The organism is Flavobacterium niveum, from assembly GCF_055231775.1.
Window position 1 is genome coordinate 16259 of record NZ_JBUYSX010000001.1, and the last position, 21867, is coordinate 38125.

Genomic DNA, 21867 nt, shown 5'->3' on the forward strand with positions numbered 1-21867 from the left:
GAAAGCCCCATGTTTTTCTTTTCCAAAAAACACAGGGCTGTATATTTTTAGTTCAATTAGCCCCTGCGGCCTCCGCCGCCGCCGCCGCCACGGGAACCACCTCCGCCGCCGAAGCCGCCGCCTCCACCGCGTGATCCGCCACCGAAGCTGCCTCCGCCACTGCTGCGTGATGGTGCACTATACGTAGGTGATGAACTGCGTGAAGGTGTAGAAGGGGAGTAGCTTGGGCTACTGTTGCTCCTTGATGAATTGTTGTAGTAACTGCGGCTGTTGCCGTTGTTATAATTGGTGCTGTTATTATAGCTTCTTCCCTGGTTTGTAGAGTAGCCACTGCGCGAACCGTTGTTGTAACCGCTGCGGCTGTTGCCCAGTTGATACGTACCCCTGCCGCCGGCATTGTAGGTGCCGCGCCTGCTGTTATTGGCATACCTGCCGGTATTGCCATAATAGTTGCCGCGTGTGCCGTTGTAGTAGCCTACGCCACGGCTGCCGTTGTAGTAGCCGTTACCGTAGTGGTAGCGCGGGTTACCGCCATAATAGCCGCCACCATACCATCCGCCGTAGTAAGGGTAGTTCCAGCCCCAGCCGTAGCCGTAGTATGGGTAGCCTCCCCAGCCACCGCCCCAGCCCCAACCGAAGCCAAGGCCCCAGCCGCCACCCCAGTAGCCGCCGTAATAAGGGTAACCGCCCCAGCCCCAGCCACCGTAGTAAGGGTAGCCACCCCAACCGCCGTAACCGTAACCGCCATATACGTTTACATTTACGTTGTCGGTGCTATCGCCCCAGCCGCTATAGCCGGTAGCATAGTTTTGCTGTGCATTGTTATTTTGTATGGTGTCGTACGTAGTGTAGTTATCAGCATCCGCTACCGGTGCATAATCGTCCTGCAGAGACTGGAAGTATGCCTGGTATCCGTTGCTGTTTTGCCCTGTAGCCTGCCCGTTCTGGTAGTTGTTTACGTTGCCGTCGTTGTATTTATATACGGGTTGGTTATTCGCATCGCGGGGAACCGAGCCGTAAACACCGTCTGAGTCATAGCTCGACGTGCTTTGGTACGAGCTGCACGAAGATACAGCCCAGCCCAGGAAGCCCACTAACGTATAGAGGGAAATCCGGCGCATATTTAAGTATTCACTTTTCATCTCTGCATTTTTTTTATTGTTGAACATACAAAAATAGTTAGTTTTGCTAAACTATTTTATGTTATAAAGTTAAACAATATTTGTGCCAAATTAAGAGATGAGTAAGAATTTAACAAAGCGATCAGACGATTATTCCAAATGGTATAACGAACTGGTTGTGAAAGCTGACCTGGCTGAAGATTCAGGGGTTAGGGGGTGTATGGTTATTAAACCATACGGATACGCGATTTGGGAGAAAATGCAGGCGGAACTTGATAGGATGTTCAAGGAAACCGGACACCAGAATGCCTACTTCCCGCTGTTTATCCCCAAGTCTTACTTTAGTAAAGAGGCCAGCCACGTAGACGGTTTTGCCAAAGAATGTGCCGTGGTAACCCACTACAGGCTGAAAACCGGCGAAGACGGGAAAACCATAGAGGTAGACCCCGATGCAAAACTTACCGAAGAACTGATTGTAAGGCCTACGTCTGAAACCATTATATGGGACACCTACCGCGGGTGGATACAAAGCTACCGCGACCTGCCGCTGCTTATAAACCAGTGGGCAAACGTGGTGCGCTGGGAAATGCGTACGCGTATGTTCCTGCGTACGTCTGAGTTCCTGTGGCAGGAAGGGCATACCGCCCACGCTACCCAGGCAGAAGCCATAATCGAAGCAGAACAAATGATGAACGTGTATGCCGATTTTGCCGAGAACTTTATGGCGGTGCCGGTTGTTAAGGGTGTAAAAACCCCTAATGAGCGTTTTGCCGGTGCAATAGAAACCTATTGTATAGAAGCACTTATGCAGGATGGTAAAGCGCTTCAGGCAGGTACGTCGCACTTCCTTGGGCAAAACTTTGCCAAGGCATTTGATGTGAAGTTTACCAGCAAGGAAGGTAAGCAGGAACACGTATGGGCTACCTCATGGGGTGTAAGTACACGCCTTATGGGTGCGCTTATAATGACGCATAGTGATGATAACGGCCTTGTGCTGCCGCCAAACCTGGCGCCGATACAGGTGGTTATTGTGCCTATATATAAAGGAGATGAGCAGCTTGAAGCAATTAGTGTAGAGGCGAAGCAGCTTATGGCGCGCCTGCGTAAGCTGGGAATATCAGTTAAGTATGACGACAGGGATACCCACAAACCGGGCTTTAAGTTTGCTGAGTACGAACTGAAAGGTGTGCCGCTTCGTGTGGCTATAGGCCCGAACGACCTGGCAAACGGTACCTTTGAGGTGGCAAGGCGTGATACACTTACCAAAGAAACGGTAATAAACGCTGATATAGTAACCTATATTGAAGAAACGCTTGAGAAGATACAGAAGAACCTTTTCGATAAGGCATTCGCTTTTAGGGACAGCCATATTACCGAAGTAAACTCATGGGATGAGTTTAAAGATGTACTGGATAACAAGACCGGATTTGTATCGGCACACTGGGACGGTACTTCTGAAACCGAAGAAAAAATAAAAGAGCTTACAAAAGCTACAATCCGCTGCATTCCGCTGGATAGGGTGGAAGAGGCTGGTGTGTGCGTACTTACGGGTGCGCCGAGCATCGGAAGGGTGCTTTTTGCCAAAGCATATTAGAATTTTTTTGAATTTTTTTTGTTCCCCTCTTGCAGAAGTGAAAATAAGTTGTACTTTTGCATCCGCATTAGAGAACAAACAAATTCAATGGCCCGTTCGTCTATCGGTTAGGACGCTAGATTTTCATTCTAGTAAGGGGGGTTCGATTCCCCCACGGGCTACAAACAAAGCAGGTTTACCTGTTGTAGTTGAAATAATGGTCCGTTCGTCTAGGGGTTAGGACGCCAGATTTTCATTCTGGTAACACGGGTTCGATTCCCGTACGGACTACAATTAAAATATTAAGGATTTTTAAGAAAGAATAAGAAATGGCAAATCATAAGTCAGCTTTAAAAAGGATAAGAAGCAATGAAAAGAAGAGGGTGCTTAACAGGTACCAACACAAAACTACACGTAACGCTATAAAAGCTATACGTCTGGCTACTGTGAAATCTGAAGCTTCTGAGAAACTTGCAGGTGTTATCTCTATGATTGATAAACTTGCCAAGAAAAACATCATACACGCTAACAAAGCGTCTAACCTTAAGTCTAAACTTACAAGGCACGTAGCTGCCCTTAACTAAGACTTAGCGTAAGCAAACATACAGGAAGCCTCCCGGTTACGGGAGGCTTTTTTTGTTTTATATTTGATAGATGAACACTAACCAACTAAGGATATGAACATCCAACAAATATTGGAAATAACTAATAAAGCCACTAAAGGCCCATGGACATCTTATAGAGAAGGCAGGGATCATACCAGTGGCAGTAGCTTTATTATGAGGGGTACTGAAGACAATCGTGATTATGATATAGAAGTTGATAATCTTCGAGAAGAAGACGAGGACTTTATTGCTATTTCACGTACCGTCGTACCTGAACTTATTGAGGAGGTATTCAGATTAAGAAGGCTGCTGGATGATAACACTATTAAATACTAAAAAAATACGGATAGATTAGAACTAAATTATGAAAAAGTTTCCGGCTTTGGAAGATGGAGGTTTTGCTGTTATTGTGGCTGATGGTGCAACAGGTCATGTTTTAAATCATGAAGGCGAAATCTATAGCGATAATTCTGATAGTAATGCTTATTGGTGTTTTAGTAGTTTAGATGCTGCTAAGGTATTTATTAAAGAGTATTCAGAATTAAATGACACTGTTGAGTTCTTAATTTATGATAAAAATGAGATAATCGTTGAGTTTATCAAGGCTACTCATTGGGGTTAATTCATTGTACGTCCCTGTTAATGTTAATTACCCATTCAAATCATAGCTTGCAATTTCTCTACAAATAGGTTTTTCCCTATTTCTTTGTTGCTGTTAGTTGTTATTTGGTTATTTTTTTAACGTGGTTTAGTCAGTTTTTTACTCACTACGTGCAGTTTAACTTATTTCCCTGCGCTTTGTCGAAAAAAAAATAGTCATATATTGTTTATAAGTAGATTAGCAGAACTAATATTTCCTGCTGTATGTTACCTGTAAATGATTTAACCGCTTTGGTGGCCGTTATTGCCGCCGCGCTTATGTATGTTTTGGCTACTGTTGCTGTAAAATTTGTATTCCGCCAGAAGAAGGAGGATATACTAAGCCGTTACAGCAGGCTGCGCAGGCAGTCGATAGATCTGCAAACCGCAATGAGCGGTTACCTGCTGGAAGGCAATGCGGGCAAAGACCGTATTGATGGTGAGCTTACCTTTGCCGATTTTTACAGGCAGATGAAAAGCAACCACATTTCTAACCTTTCAGACAAATACCTTTCGAGGGTAAAAAAGAGCAACAACCCGCTGTTCCTTACCAAGGTGGAAAAAAACCTGGAGGAACAGGAACAAAGACTGAAGGACGCCGAGCAACGTATAGCTGCCGTAGTAGCAATATAACGATGCCGTATGATACAAAAAGCCCTCAACATGAGGGCTTTTTTGTTTTTAATACCTGTCGTATTTTTTTATTTCATGCTTACAAAAGAAAGCCGTTTGCCCTATCTTTATAGTACGTAAAACCTCAGCATGATAAAGGAGCCTAAAAAAGACGTAAAAATAGCATTCCGCAAGCCGGCGTACCCTATTATACCCGAGCTTATGGGCTATTTGGAAAAGTACAACCGCACTACTAAGTCGCCACTGTTGTATGACGACCTGCTGCGTTTTTCGGGCGGTATTTCCGTTTTTGATAAAGACGGTAACGATACGCTGTGGCTCAGCGTGTTTTATGCCGAGTCTGAACAAAGGGAAATAGAAGCCAGCCTGAACAAGATTTACACCCTGCTGCATTCAGATGGCGATGAAGATACCCTGCCGTACCTTACGGTCGACTCCATAGAGTTTTGCACCTTTGGTAATTCAAGGCCCTTCCGCATACGGGTGCGGAATATCCTGAACGATAACTATACCAACTTCTACATAAAAAAAGCCGATGCTTCGCGTGTTTACGGGTTGGAAATGGAAGACCTGATATCGCCAAACCGCGTTAACTACCTGGTGTATAAAGACACGCTGATAGAGGAGCACATACTGGGTATTCCCGGCGATGTGTTTATAAAACAGCACCTGGACAACTGTACCGAACTGGAAAAATCGCAGTTGGCCAAGGAATTTGTAAAGTTTAACGAGCGTTGTATGGTAGGCCTGCTGGGCGATATGCGTTCGTATAACTACGTGGTGATACCCACGCACGATTATGACCATGTGGTGTACCGCATCCGCGCCATAGATTTTGACCAGCAGTGCTACGAGGGCAACCTGAAGATTTACCTGCCGCAGTACTTTAAGGAAAACTTCCGGATGGTAAAGCTGGTTATGGACAAGCTGAAACCCAACTCCATAGAGCAGTACCGTAAAGAGGTGCGTTCGGTAATTGCCAAGCGCCTGCTGAACAGCCACGAGCGTTACCTTGATTTGGTAGCGATTATGAAGAAGGATAACATTGCCCCGAAAGAGCATGTGGTGGAACTGCGTTCGGCACTGCAAAAGCTTACCTATAATTCTAAATTCCGCAATTGCCAGACCATGGGTGATATAGCCGAAACAGGGCTGGATTTTGTAATGAAAAACTACCGCAAAGCCGAATAGGCTGATACTATTTTATCGATTCTTTACAAAATAGTATCAATGGGTTTTTGGGTAAAGGCGTACCTTAGCGGGTTATATAGCATTAACCAAAACCCAATTATGAAAACTCACAGCATCCTTTGTTGCCTGCTGCTTATTGCCACTGCTTTTGGCTTTGCCCAAAACACCTCCCGCGAAACTACAAATATCGATGCCGGCTGGCGTTTTGCCTACGGGCATCCTTATGACACCGCAAAAGACTTTGGCCATGCCGAAGCCTATTTCTCTTACCTTGCCAAAACCGGCAGCGCCGACGGGCCTGCTGCAACCGTGTTTGATGACCGTGCCTGGCGACAATTAAACCTGCCGCACGACTGGGCGGTGGAGCAGCCCTTTAGCGAAAAAGCCAGCTTTAGCCACGGTTTCCATGCGGCGGGTAAAGGCTTCCCGGAGCGTAGTGTGGGCTGGTACCGCAAGCAGGTCAACATTTCCAAAGGGGATTTGGGGCGCATCATCACACTGAAGTTTGATGGGGTGTTCCGTAATTGCAAAGTGTGGTTTAACGGGCATTTCCTTGGTACGGAAGAAAGCGGTTACAACGGCTTTGAATACGACGTTACTTCGTATGTAAAATACGGCGAACAAAATACCATAGCCGTACGCGTAGATGCCTCTATGGAAGAAGGCTGGTGGTACGAGGGCGCGGGAATTTACCGCCACGTATACCTGCAAAAGGCTAATTCGCTGAACATTGCCACAAACGGTACGTATGTTACGACCCAAATTAAAGGCGCCGATGCTGAGGTTACTGTTTTGGCTACATTGCTGAACCAAAGCGATTACAAAGGGCAGGCTATACTACGCCATACCCTATACAGCCCTGCTGGGAAGGTTGTGGCTACAGCCAATGAAAATATTACCGCACCGGGTTTCTACAAAACGGCTGAGGCAACATCGCGCATTGCTGTAAAAGGCGCTGAACTTTGGGACATAGAGCATCCTAACCTGTACAGGCTGGTTACCGAAGTGGTGCAGGAGGGTAAAGCCATCGACCGTTACGAAACGGTTTTTGGCATCCGTGATATAAAATTTGATGCCGAAAAAGGCCTGTTCCTTAATGGCAAACCTATAAAACTAAAAGGTACTAACAACCACCAGGACCATGCCGGGGTGGGTACTGCCATTCCTGATGAATTGCAATATTGGCGCATACAACAACTGAAGGCCATGGGCAGCAATGCTTACCGTTGTTCGCACCATCCGCCAACGCCTGAGTTGCTCGAAGCCTGTGATAAGCTTGGTATGCTGGTCATAGACGAAACCCGCCTTATGGGCATAAACGGGTATCATTTGGGCAACCTTAAACGCCTGATAGAGCGCGACCGTAACCACCCGAGCGTGTTCTGCTGGTCGGTGGGGAACGAGGAATGGGCCATAGAGGGCAACATCACCGGCGAACGCATTACGCAGGTAATGCAGGATTACGCCCACAGTATAGACCCTACACGCCCGGTAACCGTGGGCATCAGCAGCGGTTTCAGGAGTGGGATTTCGTCTGTGGTAGAGATTATGGGGTACAATTATCTGGGCAACGGTGATATTGATGCGCACCGCAACCAGTTTAAAAACCAGCCGGGCATGGGTACCGAGGAGGGTTCCACCTTTGCTACCCGTGGCGTATACGTTACCGATGATGCCAAACATTACCAAAACGCGTACGACCGTAAGCCGCGCCCTACGTTTTACAGCATAGAGGAGGGATGGAAGTTCTACGCCACACGCCCGTACCTTGCCGGGATGTTCATCTGGACGGGGTTTGATTACCGTGGTGAGCCTACGCCGTATGGTTGGCCGTCGGTTACCTCGTATTTCGGGATGATGGATGTGTGCGGTTTCCCGAAAGACAATGTGTACTACCTGAAAGCATGGTGGGGCGCAGAGCCTGTAGTACACCTTTTACCACACTGGAACTGGCCGGGTAAAGAGGGTAAAGAAATAGACGTTTGGGTGCATACCAACTGCGATGAGGTGGAACTGTTCCTCAACAAAAAAAGCCTTGGCAAAAAGAAACCCGAACAATACGGCCACCTGGAATGGAAGGTTACGTACCAGCCGGGTACGCTGGAAGCCGTGGGCTACAAAAACGGTAAAAAGGTACTGAGCGATGTACAAAAAACAACAGGCGAACCTGCTGCAATAAAGCTTACCCCGCATAAAGCCTCGCTTAAAGGAGTGACGGATGTGGCCGTAGTAACCGTGGAAGTGTTAGACAAAAAAGGCCTGCACGTACCGGTAGCCGGCAACGAAATTAACTTCGGGATTAAAAACGGGGTTATTTTAGGGGTAGGCAATGGCGACCCAACCTCTCTTGAAAACGATAAGTTTACCGACGATATACAACTCGTTCCTGTAACGGGATTGCAGGAGCAGGTACTGGCTTCGGCTGTGTTGCCTACGACATTGCCACAGTATGATGAAGCAGCCTGGAAAGAGGGTTTCAAAAACCGCGACTATAAAAACCTTGCCCCGGCCTATGCTTACAGGGCGTCATTTACATTGGAGAAAGTGGATGGTGTAAACGTAACGTTCTTCTATAAAAAGATAGGGGTAGCCGCTGTGGTGTTTGTAAACGGCACTAAAGTTAATGCTTCGGCAGAGGATGCGCAGAAGTTTGTTTTGGATGCCAAAGTACTGAAACAGGGCGTAAATACCATAAATATTGTTGCCACGCCGGTACATAAGGTTAAGGACTGGGATGTGATTAATGCCGACCCGGGAATGGTGCAGGTGGTAACCCCGGCCGCACCGTACAAGCGCAGGCTGTTTAACGGTTATGCACAAATCATAGTACAGCCCGATGGCAGCGGCAAACCGGTGGAACTAACCGCAAAATCTGCTGGGGTTAAAGAAGCCAAATTAACGCTACAAACGGAGAAGTAATTAACCCGGTAGCGGAGTGATTTAATTTAGTCCAATACACAGTCGGCTTCGACAGGCTCAGCCAGACTGTATATTGGACTAAATTTTACATGAAATCAAAGGAATAATAGTCACGCTGAGCCTGTCGAAGCGGGCTATTATTCCTTTGATTTCCTTTATTTATAGACGGATGTTTTTCTCATACTCAAAATAATCCAGCTCCAGCGTTTCGGGGTAGCGGATTACAGTGCCTTTGGCTAAAAGCCCAATCTTAAGCAATACCGCCTTGGATCCAATATTCTCGGCTTCGGTTACGGCTACTAGCTTTTTTACCTGCGGCAGGGTAAAGGCATATCCCTTTAGTGCCAAAGCCATTTCGGCGGCATAGCCTTTGCCCCAGTAGGGCGAATCAAAACTGTAGCCTATCTCTACCACCTCGGGGATGCCGTTGTCAAATTCCCGAAGCAGGCAGCTGCCCATAAAGTTGCCCGTACTTTTTTCTTCGATCACCCAGCGGTTCAGCGGGGTATCGCCACGGCTTATGGTTTCGTGCAGCAGCCGGGTGTGTTCGTCGGGGCTGCGTTTGGGCAGGTAGGCGTTAACCTCCGGCTTTTGGTGTACGGTCACAAATAGCGGTATGTCTTCCTCACGGAACAGGCGGATGATAAGGCGCGGGGTTTCTAAACGGAAAGCCATGGTGTTGTTTTTCAGGTAAAGGTATTGTTTTTACGGATGCAGCATAAGGAAAGGCTGTACGGCCGCCACCCAGGCATCGCGCTCTGAGTTTACGTACTGCTCGTGGCCAGAGTGGATAAAGGTTTCCAGTTCCTTAGGGCCTTTCAGGTTTTTGTATATGGTTTCTATTTCTTCGTAACTCACGCGGTTGTCCTGTTCGCCCCAAAGCAGCAGGGTAGGGCAGGTGATGTTTTTGGCATACTCCTCAGGGCTGTGGCTAAAGGCCCAGTAACCATTTTCCAGCCCACCCCAAAACACCAGCAATCCCGCCATGGGGAACTTTGGTATGCCCATAATCTCAAAACGGGCCGACACGGTTTTGTACATGGAGCCAAACGGCGCGCCGATTACAATAGCCTTCGGGGTGAGCTTATAATCGTTCAGCGCTTTCATAATGGAAACCGCGCCCATACTGCTGCCGTACAGGTAAATGTTCTTTTCGCCTTTTGCGGCAATGTAATCGTAACAGTTTTTTACATTTTCGGCCTCGGCAAAGCCTATGGTAGTATGGTCGCCCTCGCTGCCACCCGAACCCATAAAATCAGTAAGCAACGTATTGTAGCCCATAGCCAGGAACTCGTCTGATACGTTAATCAGGGTAGATTTTGTGCCCTGGTACCCGTGGAACAGCAGTACCGTGCCTTTCGGTTTTGGGTTAGATGTTTTTATGTACCAGGCGCTGAGCTGCACATTGCTTTGCAGCGTTACGGTTTCGTACGGCTGCGATGGTATCGCAGTATTAACCGGGCGGGGCAGTGAGGCGCCAAACAACAGCATTTCGGCTTTTTGCGCGGCGTTAAGGCTATCGGTATTTATGCGTTGGCTCACAGTGTCGTCAAAATGGGTAAACGACCACGCCTGGAATGCCGCTATAATATTCATCAGTATAAAAACAACCAGCAATATCCGGGCTAAGGGTTTTAGCGGGTTTTTACGTTTCGGGAGTTGTAGGGGTGTGTACATGGGCTTTGGCTTGTTCTTTACGACTGTTTTGATATTCTTTGACTTTTGTAACTACAATGCTTATTGTCCATATCAATGCCAAAGTCCTGTTTCCTGAAGACCATGCCTTGTATATCAGTGCGCCGGTAATAAATGGTAGTAGCCACAGTATAACACTTCCGGCAATCCTAACATTATGTTTTACATTGGCCGGAAGTACAAGATTAATTTTGTTGGCAATAATTCTTAGAAGTGCTGCTATAAGGGCAATACCTATTATAATCCCAAAAAAAGGAAATAAGAAGCCAATTCCTAAATCATATATTGTTTCCGGTACGTCAGCTATTTTAATCCCGTTGAAGATTTCAGTGAATGCGTAAGCAATAAAAATTCCGGAACCAATAAGGGTGAGCGGTAGGACGAACCATTTCCAAAGCTGGGCTAAAAATTGTTTGCGTGTCATAATAAGGTGATAGTTGATTATATCAAATTTACATTTTTAAAGATTGTAATATCAATTATCGAAGACAAATAGCTGGATATTTTTTTACGCAAAGTCACAGAGCCGCCAAGCTGAAACCCTAAATTGATGCTTTATACAAAACAACCGTAAGCCACTAAGTTTTGCCCAAACCTGCAATAGTTTTTGGTGTAGACTTAGCGGCTTTGCGAGACATTTACCAACATTATTTACCTTTCGCAAAAAGCGCAATCTTCGCGTAAAAATCCTCCATCATCAGGCGCACGTCTATGTGGGTGTATACCCTTATGTTACGCCCGTTGTGGTTGGTAAGGTATTGGCCCTGGTCGGTAATTTTAGGTGCCTGCACCACGGTATAGCGGCTTGAGGCAGGATCGGCTTCCCAACCCGATTGCAATGCGGTAAGCAGTACCAGCGGGCTGTCGCCAAGTACATACGCTTCGCCCAGGGTTTTGTTGGCACGCTTCAGTAAATCATCCAGTTTTTCCATCAGAAACTTCCCTGTTTTGCCCTTGTCTGCTACTTTGTATTGCAGTTCGGTGTACGATACCAGTGCCTGCCTGTAGGCATCGCGCGGCACCTGCCACACCGGTATGTTTGATGTATTAAAAACTACCTGACCGGCCTTTATGTCGATACCCAGGTTGTATTCAATAGGCTGGTAGTTGGGTGGTGGCAGCGCAACGCCGGGGTATTCCGGGCCGCCTATCCAAACCAGTTTTATCTTTTCGGCAATCTTCGGTTCCATAAGGTAAGCACTGGCTATGGTAGTAAGGCTGGCGCCGCACACTACATACAACGGCTGTTTGGTATCGATACGCATGGCTTCGCGCACTATGGCTTCGGCACCTTCCGATGGGCTTGGAGTTTTAAGGTCGGCAAGTTTTGCTTCGGCTCCTTTATAAACAGGTACGGCATTGGCCAGCCCCATTGCGTTAAGCAAAAGCCTGGCTTGTTCGGAGGCATAGGCTGCGGTACCTGGTGTTTTGTAAAAGCCGTCGCTGTAGAGTGCAGAACCGATAATCGCCCTTACCTCGGCAGAGGGCGACAAGAGTTGGTGCGCCAGTTGGAACAGCCCGTCCGGGTCGCCGCCAAAGTCGTTATCTACAATAACCCTGATGCGGGTTTCGGTTACGTCGTTTTTTATGAGTGGCTTGTTTTGTTGTGCGTTGGCTGTACAAAACAGTGATATTAGTAGTATAGCAAAGGCGTTTTTAAACATGATGGTGTTGTTTTATCATTGTAAATGTAACAACCGTCCGTGTTATACTTATCCTGTGGTTCCCTGTTTTTGGTATTAGGTTGGGGAATCATTTAAATGTCCGAAAACTTTAACGAAAATCTCATGGCCTGCGTGCCGTGCGCGTTTATTTATGTAGTAATTTTATGGGTATGGAAACAGGAAGAAGAAAGGGATTTAAGTTTAGTACCTACCAGGCCCCGGAACAGTCGGTTTTTGATAAGCTGCTGGAGATTTTTACGGAGCTGATTACCCACACTTCGGGTGATTTTGATGAGGCCATTGACTGGTTGCGCCAACTGGATAAGGAATACGAACTTACCACACCCGAATATACCATTGACGATTTTATTGAAGACCTGAAGAAGAAAGGCTACATCCGCGAGGAAATACGCCCGGACGGCAGTGGCGATGGCGTTACCTTAAGCTCTAAGCTGGAACAGAACATCCGCCAGCAGGCACTGAAGCAGATTTTCGGGAACCTGAAGCGTAACGGCTCGGGCAACCACCGTACCAAATACAGCGGGGCAGGCGATGAACATACAGGCGAGTTCCGCGAATACCGTTTTGGCGATGCGCTGGAAAAGATTTCGCTTACCGAAAGCCTTAAGAATGCACAGGTAAACAACGGCGTGGATGCGTTCCGGCTGACGGAAGATGATTTGGTCGTAGAGGACAGCCACCACAAGGCACAGATGAGCACGGTGCTGATGATAGACATCAGCCACAGTATGATCCTTTACGGTGAAGACCGTATTACGCCTGCTAAAAAGGTAGCTATGGCCTTAGCCGAACTTATTACTACACGTTACCCAAAGGATACGCTGGACATACTGGTGTTTGGCAACGATGCCTGGCCTATCGCGATTAAGGATTTGCCGTACCTGCAGGTGGGCCCGTACCATACCAATACCGTGGCGGGGCTGCAACTGGCTATGGATTTACTCCGGCGTAAGCGTAATACCAACAAGCAGATTTTTATGATTACCGACGGTAAGCCGAGCTGCATCCGCGAAAGCGACGGCACCTATTACATGAACAGCTACGGGCTGGACGATTACATTGTGGAGAAATGTTACACCATGGCATCGCAGGCGCGCAAGCTGCACATTCCCATCACCACGTTTATGATAGCGCAGGACAGCTACCTGCAACGTTTTGTGCGGGAGTTTACCGAAGCCAACCAGGGCAAGGCGTTCTACACCGGGCTGAAAGGCCTGGGTGAAATGATTTTTGAGGATTATGAAGCGAACAGGAAGAAGAGGGTGAAGTAGATTTATTGGATTGTTAGATTTTTGGAATTTTAGACTTTTAGATGAAAGATAATAGATGATAGACAGTGTATGGCCTTTATCTTGATACATTTTAAAATATGAAAAAACCGGCTTATACATTTGCTTACGGAAATTACGCTGTTGAACTATATGACGAAACTGAATCGGTTGATGCTGAAAGTTTGTATGAAAATGTATATGACAGTACGGAAGAAGGGTATCGACCTTCTTTAAAAGTAGGCATCAGGCTGATATACAAGAGTAGCTATGTAGGTAACTGCCTTGTATCGGCTGATGGAGGAGTTGCCGGAATACATAAAAATACTGTATTTGTAAACAACGGTACATTATGGATTTCTTGCGCATCGTGGTTGTATAAGTTTTCATTTCCTGATTTAGAATTGTTCTGGTCAGTAAAAGCAGATGCATTTTCGTGTTTTGGTATTTATCCTTATAAAGATGACTGCATTGTCCATGGGGAACTTGAAATAAGCCGAGTAAGTTCACAGGGGGTAATACTTTGGCATCAGGGGGGTATGGATATATGGACTACGATAGATGGTACTAACGATTTTGAAATACAGGAAGACTGTATTCAAGCTGTGGATTGGGAAAACAACCGGTACACATTTGATTTTAATGGGAATATAATTTAGACTTTTAGATGAAAGATAATAGATGATAGACGTGGGTTTTCTTCCATTTCGACTGAAGCGCAGCGGAACGGAGAAATCCCGATTGATAAATTAAATACAGTGTAGATTGAGATTTACGAGGAAATCCAACAACTTCGGATCTCTGATATCAGACCCCGGACTTTATAAACTTTAGACTTTAAAAACTTTATGACTGTAACAGATATAAAAACATTTGGCGAACTAAAAGCCTCGGGTTACCAACCCATCAGTATAAAAGACGAACTGCGTAAAAACCTGCGTAGTAAAATAGCAAAGAAACAAACCGTTTTTGAAGGGGTATACGGCTACGAGCATACCGTAATCCCGCAATTGGAGCAGGCTATACTAAGCAGGCATAACATTAACCTGCTGGGGCTTCGCGGACAGGCCAAAACACGCCTGGCACGCCTTATGGTGAATTTGCTGGACGAGTACATTCCGTATGTGGAAGGCAGTGAAATTAACGACGACCCGTTTAACCCGATTTCGCGTTATGCCGTTGAGGTACTTGCCGCCAAAGGCGACGATACCCCAATCAGCTGGTTGCACCGCAGCGAACGCTTCTTCGAAAAACTGGCGACACCTGATGTTACCGTGGCTGACCTGATAGGCGACATCGACCCGATAAAGGCGGCCAACCTGAAGTTGTCGTATGCAGACGACCGCGTAATCCATTACGGTATGATTCCGCGTGCCAATCGTTGTATTTTCGTGATTAACGAGTTGCCCGACCTACAGGCGCGCATACAGGTGTCGCTGTTCAACATCTTACAAGAAGGCGATATACAAATCCGTGGGTTTAAGGTGCGCCTGCCGCTGGATTTGCAATTCATCTTCACGGCAAATCCTGAAGATTATACCAACCGTGGCAGTATAGTAACGCCGCTGAAGGACAGGATAGGGTCACAAATCCTTACGCATTACCCTGAGGATATTAAAATTGCGCGCACCATTACTGAACATGAGGCGAGGCTGGACGGCCGCCAGAGCGATATGGTGTATGTACCGTCATTGGCTAAAGACCTGCTTGAACAGATAGGTTTTGAAGCCCGCGAAAGTGAGTTTGTAGATTACAAAAGCGGGGTGAGTGCCCGTATGAGCATCACGGCTTTTGAGAACCTGCTGAGCACCGCCGAACGCCGTGCATTGCGCTCAGGCGACGATAAAACCACTGTACGCCTTAGCGATTTTATGGGGATTATCCCGGCGATTACCGGTAAGGTGGAACTGGTGTATGAAGGTGAGCAGGAGGGAGCCTCGGCTGTGGCAGAGATACTGATAAGCAGTGCCGTGAAAACCCTGTTTAGCGAGTACTTCCCGAAAATAGAAAAGCTGGAAAAGAATAAAGAAAAAGCATTTTACCAGGACGTGGTGGACTGGTTCTTTAACGAAAGCGGCGGCCTGGAAATTACCGACGACGCTACCGACAGGACGTACCAAAAGGAACTGGACAAAATTATCCCGCTGAAGCAACTGGTACAAAAATACCAGCCCGATACGGCCAAGGAAGACCAATTGTTCCTGAAGGAATTTATACTTTGGGGCCTTGCCGAATACAAAAAACTGAACAAAGACCGCTTTAGCGACGGCTACCAGTTTAAGGATCCGTTTGGCAGTTATATCAGTAAGTTGTAGTTGTCTGTTATTATTTAACCACAACGTTTTTCACGCACCGTCATTACTTCCGTCATTACTTCGTCAGTTCGGCTTTTAGCCTCGTGTGCGAGGAGGCACGACGAAGCAATCTCATAGGGAGCTATTCTTTAAGAGATTGCCTCGTTCCTCGCAATGACGGCACGTGGAGAAAGTGGCGTTAAAGGATTGAATTTAATCCTGTATTACCTCGCGTACTTCTCTATCACCTGGTCTACAATTTCCTGTGTCTGGTCGGGGTAGTGTACCGGTATTACGGTGCCGTTTACCAGCCAGTCGCTTATTACATCCGTATATTTTGGGCTAAGGCTTTTAATAACCGGTATGCCCATTTTTTTCAGGGCGGCGGCATTAAGCTGCTGTTCGTACTGGTTTTTCATTGGGATAACCAGCAGCTTTTTACCAAGGAATAAGGTTTCGGCAGGGGTTTCAAAGCCTGCGCCGCACAATACTCCCGAGCTGGCGGCCATGCTGGCTGTAAAACCTTCGTTATCTATGGGCTGTATGGTAATGTTACCGTCAACTTTTTTCTTTTTACAGTGCTTGCTGTACACATCCCACTTTATATTAGGGAATGCCGAAAGCCGTTTCAGCAGGGTCTTGTCGTCATAAGACGGCAGGTACACCGTGTAGTGCCCTTTATTGGTAACCTCTCGCTTGCGTACATGCCCGCGGATAACAGGGGTAAAAATAGTATCGCCCACCGGGTAAAAGTGGAACCCGTAGTGGTGGTCGGCAGGGGCATAGTTTTTCAGTATCAGGCGGCCTTTACGGTCGTCTTCTTCCGGCAGCGGGAAATGCGTATCCAGCACCGCACACTGGTGGCTCAGCGATATGCATGTTTTATGGCGGAAGTAACACGCCCATGCCGTAACCGGCTCAAAGTCGTTAATTACCAGGTCGTATTCCTCAACGGGTGCACGGCGTATGTTCTTTATCAGCTTGGGCAGGTTGGCCTTCAGCAATGTCTTTACCAGGTCTACACCGCCTTTTTTGCCAAAGATAAAACTCAGCCCGTTAAACTTGTATTTCACCTTAAACGGCAGCTCCAGGTCGGCCTGTATGCCACTTACCAGTATATCTACCTCGCCGTGTTTTTGCAGGCAGGGAATTACATCCATGGCGCGGCTCAGGTGGCCGTTGCCCGTACCCTGCACGGCGTACAATATCCTTAGTTTTTTAGGTGTTTCCATAATGCTATCCGTGCTGTAAAAATTCGGCAAACCATTCGCCGCTGTGTTTAACAATGCGCTGCTGCGTTTCAAAATCTACATAAATCAGGCCAAAACGTGCATGGTAACCCTCTGCCCACTCAAAGTTATCGGTAAGGCTCCATACAAAATAGCCGTTTACGCGGGCACCTTCCTCTTTAGCTTTAAGGAGTTGTCGCAGGTGGCTTTGCAGGTACTCCTTACGGCGCAGGTCGAATACCCTACCTTCCAGCACCGTGTCCGGGAAAGCCGCACCGTTTTCGGTTACCATGATGTTCTTTATCTGCGGATAGGCATCAAAATGCTTAATCATGTGGTAAATGGACGGCGGGTGCACTTCCCAACCCATTTCGGTGGTAAGCACCTTGCGTTTTTCTGCCTTTACCAATGCAGCGCCTACGTAAGGAGTAAATATAGAGGATTTTACTATTTCGCGGGTATAGCATTGTATACCGGTAAAATCAAAATCGAATGCCATTTTTTCAATATCGCCGGGCTGTATGTACGGCTCCATCTTACGTATAACCGGCAGGTCGGCCGCATCAGGGTAGCCCAGGCCAAGTATCGGTTCTACAAAAGCGCGGTTCAGCAGGGTGTGTACCCTTTTGGCAGCAGCCACATCCTTCTCCCGTTCAGAATACGGTTCTATCTGCGTACAGGAAAATGTAGTGCCCAAATGCGCATCGGGTACATTGGCACGTACTATACGCGCCCCTTCGGCAGTGCTCAGGGTAACGTGGTGTACGGCCTTGAGATAACTTGCCAGCCCCCTGCGGCCCGGTGCGTGTATGCCCAGGAAGTAACCCGCCCCGGTAAATACCGAGGGTTCGTTCATTACCATCCAGTTCTTTACGCGGTCGCCAAAGTGTTTGGTGCATACTTCCACATAGTCCTTAAACCAGTCGATACTCTCGCGGTTGGTCCACCCGCCGCGTACGTCCAGCGCATGGGGCATGTCCCAGTGGTAGAGTGTAACCCAGGGTGCTATGCCGTTTTCCAGCAGGTGGTCTATAAGGCGGTTGTAGTAGTCGATCCCGCTTTGCGAAACCTCGCCCGTACCCGAAGGTATAATGCGGGGCCAGCTGAGCGAGAACCTGAAGTTAGGTATCCCCATCTGCTTCATCAGGGCTACATCTATGTGGTAGGAGTTATAAAAATCACAGGCGGTACGGGCGTGGTGGTTGCCCTTTATACGTCCGTTTTTAGAGGTGAAAACATCCCAGATGGAAAGCCCTTTGTCATCTGCATCGTGGGCACCCTCAATCTGGAACGCAGCTGTAGCCACACCCCACATAAAATCATTGCCAAATTGCCCCTTGTGCAATTCGGGTTCAATATGTCTTTTGCTCATCCAGTTAAAAATCCTTGTTTTTAGTGAATGAAAAACGACTGCATCGTCCTAAGGAACAGGCGCTCCCTGAGGAAAGTGATAATATTGAATCGGAAAAGTTTCATAACTAAAACAGTTTTCCCAAATATAACCCCGGAGGTGTTATTTTAAGTTAAAGTGCGGATTAACAAAATGTTACTTTGTGTTGGGTGGGGCCATTCTGACAAACTGCACGTTGTGACTCAATAGCGCGGATTTACTTCGTCAGTTCGGGCAAGCCCTCGGGTGCAATCCGTGCTTGCCTGTAGTTGGAGCCAAAATAAGGCACGGATTGCAAATCCGCGCCATCATAGTAATGCGCTATGTTAAAGTTTGCCAAATAGTTATATATTAGTAACATTGTTTAACCATACCAACAATCAACATGAAAAAACTCTTTTTCAGCCTTTTTACAGGCGCATTAGTATTTGCATCGTGCAGTAGCGAAGATTCCGCTTCAACAGACAACACCGATTATTCTAACAGCCCTGTGTCGGGTGTAGTGTATGGCGAAAGCTTTACCGTTGGCGGAGGCTATGCCAGGCCCATTACCCTGAGTGGCGTGCCCAGTTATTACATTTACTTGGACACTGCAAATGTAGCATGTTTTGAATCTTCAGGTACACCGTTGTGGATAGCGCTACCGGCCGGGGTAGGCAATTATGACAGTACCCAGGTTTCGATACAGTTCCGTAACGACGATGGCAGTTTTGAAGGTGCTTCCGAAGAAAAGGTGGAAATCACTGAAATAACTGAAACTACGGTTAAGGGTAAAATACGTGCGGTAGGCTTTGATGATACTGAGCACTACATTAACGGTACTTTTGCAGTGCAGTACTGCCCGCTGTAACATGTACTGCATTATAGTATAAGCACGGTATAAGTTTCGGTGAAAACCGAAGGGTATTGTTTATATTGGGCTAGTTAAACCAATAAGCCTGACAACAACCAACCATGAAAAAGTATATACTTTTCCTCTTATTTAATGTTGTTTTTGCCAATGCGCAAGACACGCCACATGAGTATAAAAACGCTGTTATCGCGGAGCTTTTCGGGAATAGTTACGGGGTTATTAGTGTCAATTATGAACAGGTATTGTATTCGTCCGTTAAAAAGCCTGACCTTGCCACAGTACGTTTAGTGGGCAGGGCAGGAATAGGCTTTGGCGACAGGGTTTCCGATTCCATATCCAGCTATAACTTCCCGGTGGAGCTTATCGCCATGTACGGGCGTACAAATAATATAGAGGCCAGTATCGGCATCACGCCCTGTATCGGCAAGGAAGTTACCGATACTACCCGAAATCCGGCAGTACATTTTAACCGGCTGGAAAACGTAGCCTTCCTAAGGCTGGGCTACCGCTATTGGGAAAACGGCGGGCTTATTTTCAGGGCTGCCCCTATGGTGCAGTTCGCCAGCCAGCTGCACTGGAAACCTGAGTTTACCGTTGGCCTCTCTGTAGGGTATAATTTTTAGTAGTAGTTTACCTCTTTACCGTATCGTTAAAATACCTTCTGTAAATTACATTTTCAAAAAAATAACTAATTTAATATGATGATAGTGCAAAAGGATAAAAATTTTGTACATTCGCACTGGTGTAGAATAGTATAGAATAAAAATCACTTTCAAACATATTAATAAATGAAAAATAAACCTACGTATTACTCCCTTGGCCTGCTTACGCTCGGGGTGCTCTTTTTATGTACCGGGTGCAAAGTGCAAAACACGGCGTTGCAGGTAACGTCTGATGACGATTCCAATACTATTGCGCTGTCGCTGGATGCCGAAGGGAAACTGTCTTACACCGTAACCCGCGGTAAAGCTACCATAATAGCCAATGCACCTATGGGGCTGGTGTGCGACGGGCAGGATTTTTCGAAAGGGCTTACAGTAGCCGTAGCTTCAGATGTTGAGGAAACCAGGGAGCAGTACGAACTAAAGGTGGCCAATAATAAAACTACCGACCATATCCTGGAACGCAGGAGCATTACTTTTAAGAACGCTAACGGTGCACAGATGATTGTAGACCTTGTGGCTGCCCATGAGGGTGTGGCTTTCCGTTACCGTTTTGCCGATGCCGATGGGAAAACCCGTGTGGTAAAGGAGGAAGTTACCGGTTTTGCTATAGAGAAAAGTGCCAAAGGCTGGCTGCAGCCGTATAACAAGGCAGGCGACTACACTCCCGGCTACGAAGACTTTTATGTAAACGTAGCCCCCAGCGATGCTATTACCGGTGCCCGGAACCAATCGGTAGGGTGGTGCATGCCGGCACTTTTTAATGTAAACAACAAGCAAAACTGGGTGCTTATTGCCGAATCGGGTAACGACGGGTTTTACCCTGGCTGCCATTTACAGGCCAATTCAGACGGTGGCGTTTATAAAATAGGCTTTGCCGAAAGGGATGAAAAATATACGCTACCACTGGCCGATAAGCCCGTATACCCGGAATCGAAGCTTCCGTGGGCTATGCCGTGGAGGGTAATTGTTATAGGCGACCAGGCCGGTGATATACTGCTTTCTACACTGATTACTGATTTGGCCCCCGCATCTAAAATTGCCGACACGTCTTGGATAACGGCGGGCAAGGCGTCGTGGTCGTGGTGGTCGCACCCCGATGACCATGATTTTGGTACCTACAACCAGTTTACCGACCTTGGCGCTTCGTTTGGTTTTGAATACACACTGTTTGATGCAGGTTGGGAAAAAGCCAACCAGGAAGGGAAAATCATTGATTACGCCACATCAAAAGGTATTAAGCCGTTGGTTTGGGGCTATTCGTCAGAATATTTCGATCCGGTAAGGAGGAAAAAAAGGTTTAAGGAACTGGCTGCCATGGGTATAAAAGGCGTGAAAATCGACTTTTGGTGTTCAGACAGGCAGGAGGTTATGGCGGCACTACAGGGCGTTTTTGAAGATGCTGCCAACGAGCACCTGCTGGTAAACCTGCACGGTACTACCATGCCGCGCGGCTGGCACAGGACATGGCCAAACTACATGACTGCCGAAGGTATACTGGGTACCGAAAGCTATTTCTATGAGCCGCGCTTCCCGGAGCTGGCGGCACAGCAAAACACGGTACTTCCGTTTACACGTAACGTGGCAGGCCCTGCAGACTATACACCGTTTGCACTGACCATGCGTAAATTCCCGCGCCTTAATACGGGTGTGCACGAGCTGGCCACAGCCATGACGTATACATCGGGCATTATCCATTTTGCCGATTCTAAAGAGATGTTTGACGGCCTTCCGGCTGAAGTGAAGCAATTGTTTAAAGACATGCCTGCCACCTGGGATAAAACCGAAAGCATTATAGCCGACCCGGGTACGGCACTGGTGCTGCACCGCCAAAAAGGGCAGTTGTCTTATATAGTGGGCATAAACGGTACCAATACCGCAATGCCGGTAACGTTGGACCTTGCCAAATACGGAAAAGGTTATACCAAATTCAGGATTATTAAAGAGGGGCAAGACCCGCTTATGGATTTTGAAACCAAAACCTATTCGGTAGCTGACGGCTGGGCGTACACCATAGCCCCGAAAGGCGGGTTTATCATCCAGTTTATTAAATAATAGGGTAAGTTTGAGTTATATATGAAACTCCCGAAGGATTAGGTTCCTTCGGGAG

Annotated in this window: 20 protein-coding genes and 2 tRNA genes; 15 read left to right on the forward strand and 7 right to left on the reverse strand. The window is 47.1% G+C overall.

Annotated elements, in window-relative coordinates; genetic code table 11:
• Positions 1-56: 56 nt before the first annotated feature.
• A complete protein-coding gene (locus tag ACZIX4_RS00085) occupies positions 57-1142 on the reverse strand; it encodes a hypothetical protein (protein ID WP_463333580.1) in 1086 nt (361 codons plus the stop codon).
• A gap of 97 nt (positions 1143-1239) precedes the next feature.
• Here ACZIX4_RS00085 and proS point away from each other — a divergent pair, with 97 nt between their 5' ends.
• The 9 genes from proS (at position 1240) to galA (ending at position 8681) form a co-directional block, all read left to right on the forward strand.
• Complete coding sequence (proS, locus tag ACZIX4_RS00090; protein WP_463333581.1) at positions 1240-2715, forward strand: proline--tRNA ligase; 1476 nt, start codon at positions 1240-1242, stop codon at positions 2713-2715.
• Positions 2716-2804: 89 nt separating this feature from the next.
• A tRNA-Glu gene (locus tag ACZIX4_RS00095) sits at positions 2805-2876 on the forward strand.
• A 37-nt stretch (positions 2877-2913) separates the two neighbouring features.
• Positions 2914-2985: transfer RNA gene (locus tag ACZIX4_RS00100), tRNA-Glu, on the forward strand.
• Between the two features lie 38 nt (positions 2986-3023).
• A complete protein-coding gene (gene rpsT / locus ACZIX4_RS00105) occupies positions 3024-3278 on the forward strand; it encodes a 30S ribosomal protein S20 (RefSeq protein ID WP_411418166.1) in 255 nt (84 codons plus the stop codon).
• Between the two features lie 93 nt (positions 3279-3371).
• Positions 3372-3635: a hypothetical protein gene (locus ACZIX4_RS00110; protein WP_463333582.1), complete on the forward strand. Its 264-nt coding sequence runs from the start codon at positions 3372-3374 to the stop codon at positions 3633-3635.
• A 28-nt stretch (positions 3636-3663) separates the two neighbouring features.
• On the forward strand, positions 3664-3921 hold the full coding sequence (locus ACZIX4_RS00115) for a hypothetical protein (RefSeq protein ID WP_463333583.1): 258 nt from the start codon (positions 3664-3666) through the stop codon (positions 3919-3921).
• A 242-nt stretch (positions 3922-4163) separates the two neighbouring features.
• A complete protein-coding gene (locus ACZIX4_RS00120; protein ID WP_463333584.1) occupies positions 4164-4571 on the forward strand; it encodes a hypothetical protein in 408 nt (135 codons plus the stop codon).
• A gap of 129 nt (positions 4572-4700) precedes the next feature.
• A complete protein-coding gene (locus ACZIX4_RS00125) occupies positions 4701-5762 on the forward strand; it encodes a hypothetical protein (protein WP_463333585.1) in 1062 nt (353 codons plus the stop codon).
• A gap of 99 nt (positions 5763-5861) precedes the next feature.
• A complete protein-coding gene (gene galA / locus ACZIX4_RS00130) occupies positions 5862-8681 on the forward strand; it encodes a beta-galactosidase GalA (protein WP_463333586.1) in 2820 nt (939 codons plus the stop codon).
• 159 nt (positions 8682-8840) lie between these two features.
• Here galA and ACZIX4_RS00135 read toward each other — a convergent pair whose 3' ends face one another.
• From ACZIX4_RS00135 to ACZIX4_RS00150, 4 genes are all read right to left on the reverse strand, one after another.
• Positions 8841-9356, reverse strand: a complete 516-nt coding sequence (locus tag ACZIX4_RS00135) for a GNAT family N-acetyltransferase (RefSeq protein WP_463333587.1) — start codon at positions 9354-9356, stop codon at positions 8841-8843.
• A 30-nt stretch (positions 9357-9386) separates the two neighbouring features.
• Positions 9387-10358: an alpha/beta hydrolase gene (locus ACZIX4_RS00140; RefSeq protein ID WP_463333588.1), complete on the reverse strand. Its 972-nt coding sequence runs from the start codon at positions 10356-10358 to the stop codon at positions 9387-9389.
• The gene (locus tag ACZIX4_RS00145) at positions 10327-10800 is read right to left on the reverse strand and encodes a hypothetical protein (protein WP_463333589.1); all 474 of its coding nucleotides are present in this window, start codon (positions 10798-10800) and stop codon (positions 10327-10329) included. The genes ACZIX4_RS00140 and ACZIX4_RS00145 overlap by 32 nt, the downstream gene beginning before the upstream one ends.
• A gap of 223 nt (positions 10801-11023) precedes the next feature.
• Positions 11024-12040 carry a nucleoside hydrolase gene (locus tag ACZIX4_RS00150; RefSeq protein WP_463333590.1) on the reverse strand — a complete coding sequence of 339 codons (1017 nt, stop codon included), beginning with the start codon at positions 12038-12040 and terminating at the stop codon, positions 11024-11026.
• 170 nt (positions 12041-12210) lie between these two features.
• Here ACZIX4_RS00150 and ACZIX4_RS00155 point away from each other — a divergent pair, with 170 nt between their 5' ends.
• From ACZIX4_RS00155 to ACZIX4_RS00165, 3 genes are all read left to right on the forward strand, one after another.
• A complete protein-coding gene (locus ACZIX4_RS00155; protein ID WP_463333591.1) occupies positions 12211-13332 on the forward strand; it encodes a vWA domain-containing protein in 1122 nt (373 codons plus the stop codon).
• 98 nt (positions 13333-13430) lie between these two features.
• The gene (locus ACZIX4_RS00160) at positions 13431-13988 is read left to right on the forward strand and encodes a hypothetical protein (RefSeq protein WP_463333592.1); all 558 of its coding nucleotides are present in this window, start codon (positions 13431-13433) and stop codon (positions 13986-13988) included.
• Positions 13989-14177: 189 nt separating this feature from the next.
• Positions 14178-15644 carry an AAA family ATPase gene (locus tag ACZIX4_RS00165; protein WP_463333593.1) on the forward strand — a complete coding sequence of 489 codons (1467 nt, stop codon included), beginning with the start codon at positions 14178-14180 and terminating at the stop codon, positions 15642-15644.
• A gap of 203 nt (positions 15645-15847) precedes the next feature.
• Here ACZIX4_RS00165 and ACZIX4_RS00170 read toward each other — a convergent pair whose 3' ends face one another.
• Complete coding sequence (locus ACZIX4_RS00170) at positions 15848-16855, reverse strand: glycosyltransferase family protein (RefSeq protein WP_463333594.1); 1008 nt, start codon at positions 16853-16855, stop codon at positions 15848-15850.
• Between the two features lie 4 nt (positions 16856-16859).
• Entirely contained in the window at positions 16860-18224 is a 1365-nt protein-coding gene (locus ACZIX4_RS00175) for a GH1 family beta-glucosidase (protein WP_463333595.1), read from the reverse strand.
• Positions 18225-18627: 403 nt separating this feature from the next.
• Between ACZIX4_RS00175 and ACZIX4_RS00180 the strand changes: the two genes are divergently transcribed.
• From ACZIX4_RS00180 to ACZIX4_RS00190, 3 genes are all read left to right on the forward strand, one after another.
• Complete coding sequence (locus ACZIX4_RS00180; RefSeq protein WP_463333596.1) at positions 18628-19092, forward strand: hypothetical protein; 465 nt, start codon at positions 18628-18630, stop codon at positions 19090-19092.
• Between the two features lie 104 nt (positions 19093-19196).
• Positions 19197-19718, forward strand: coding sequence for a hypothetical protein (locus ACZIX4_RS00185; protein ID WP_463333597.1), 522 nt, complete (start codon positions 19197-19199; stop codon positions 19716-19718).
• A gap of 165 nt (positions 19719-19883) precedes the next feature.
• Positions 19884-21812, forward strand: coding sequence for a glycoside hydrolase family 97 protein (locus ACZIX4_RS00190; RefSeq protein ID WP_463333598.1), 1929 nt, complete (start codon positions 19884-19886; stop codon positions 21810-21812).
• The last annotated feature ends 55 nt before the right edge of the window (positions 21813-21867 follow it).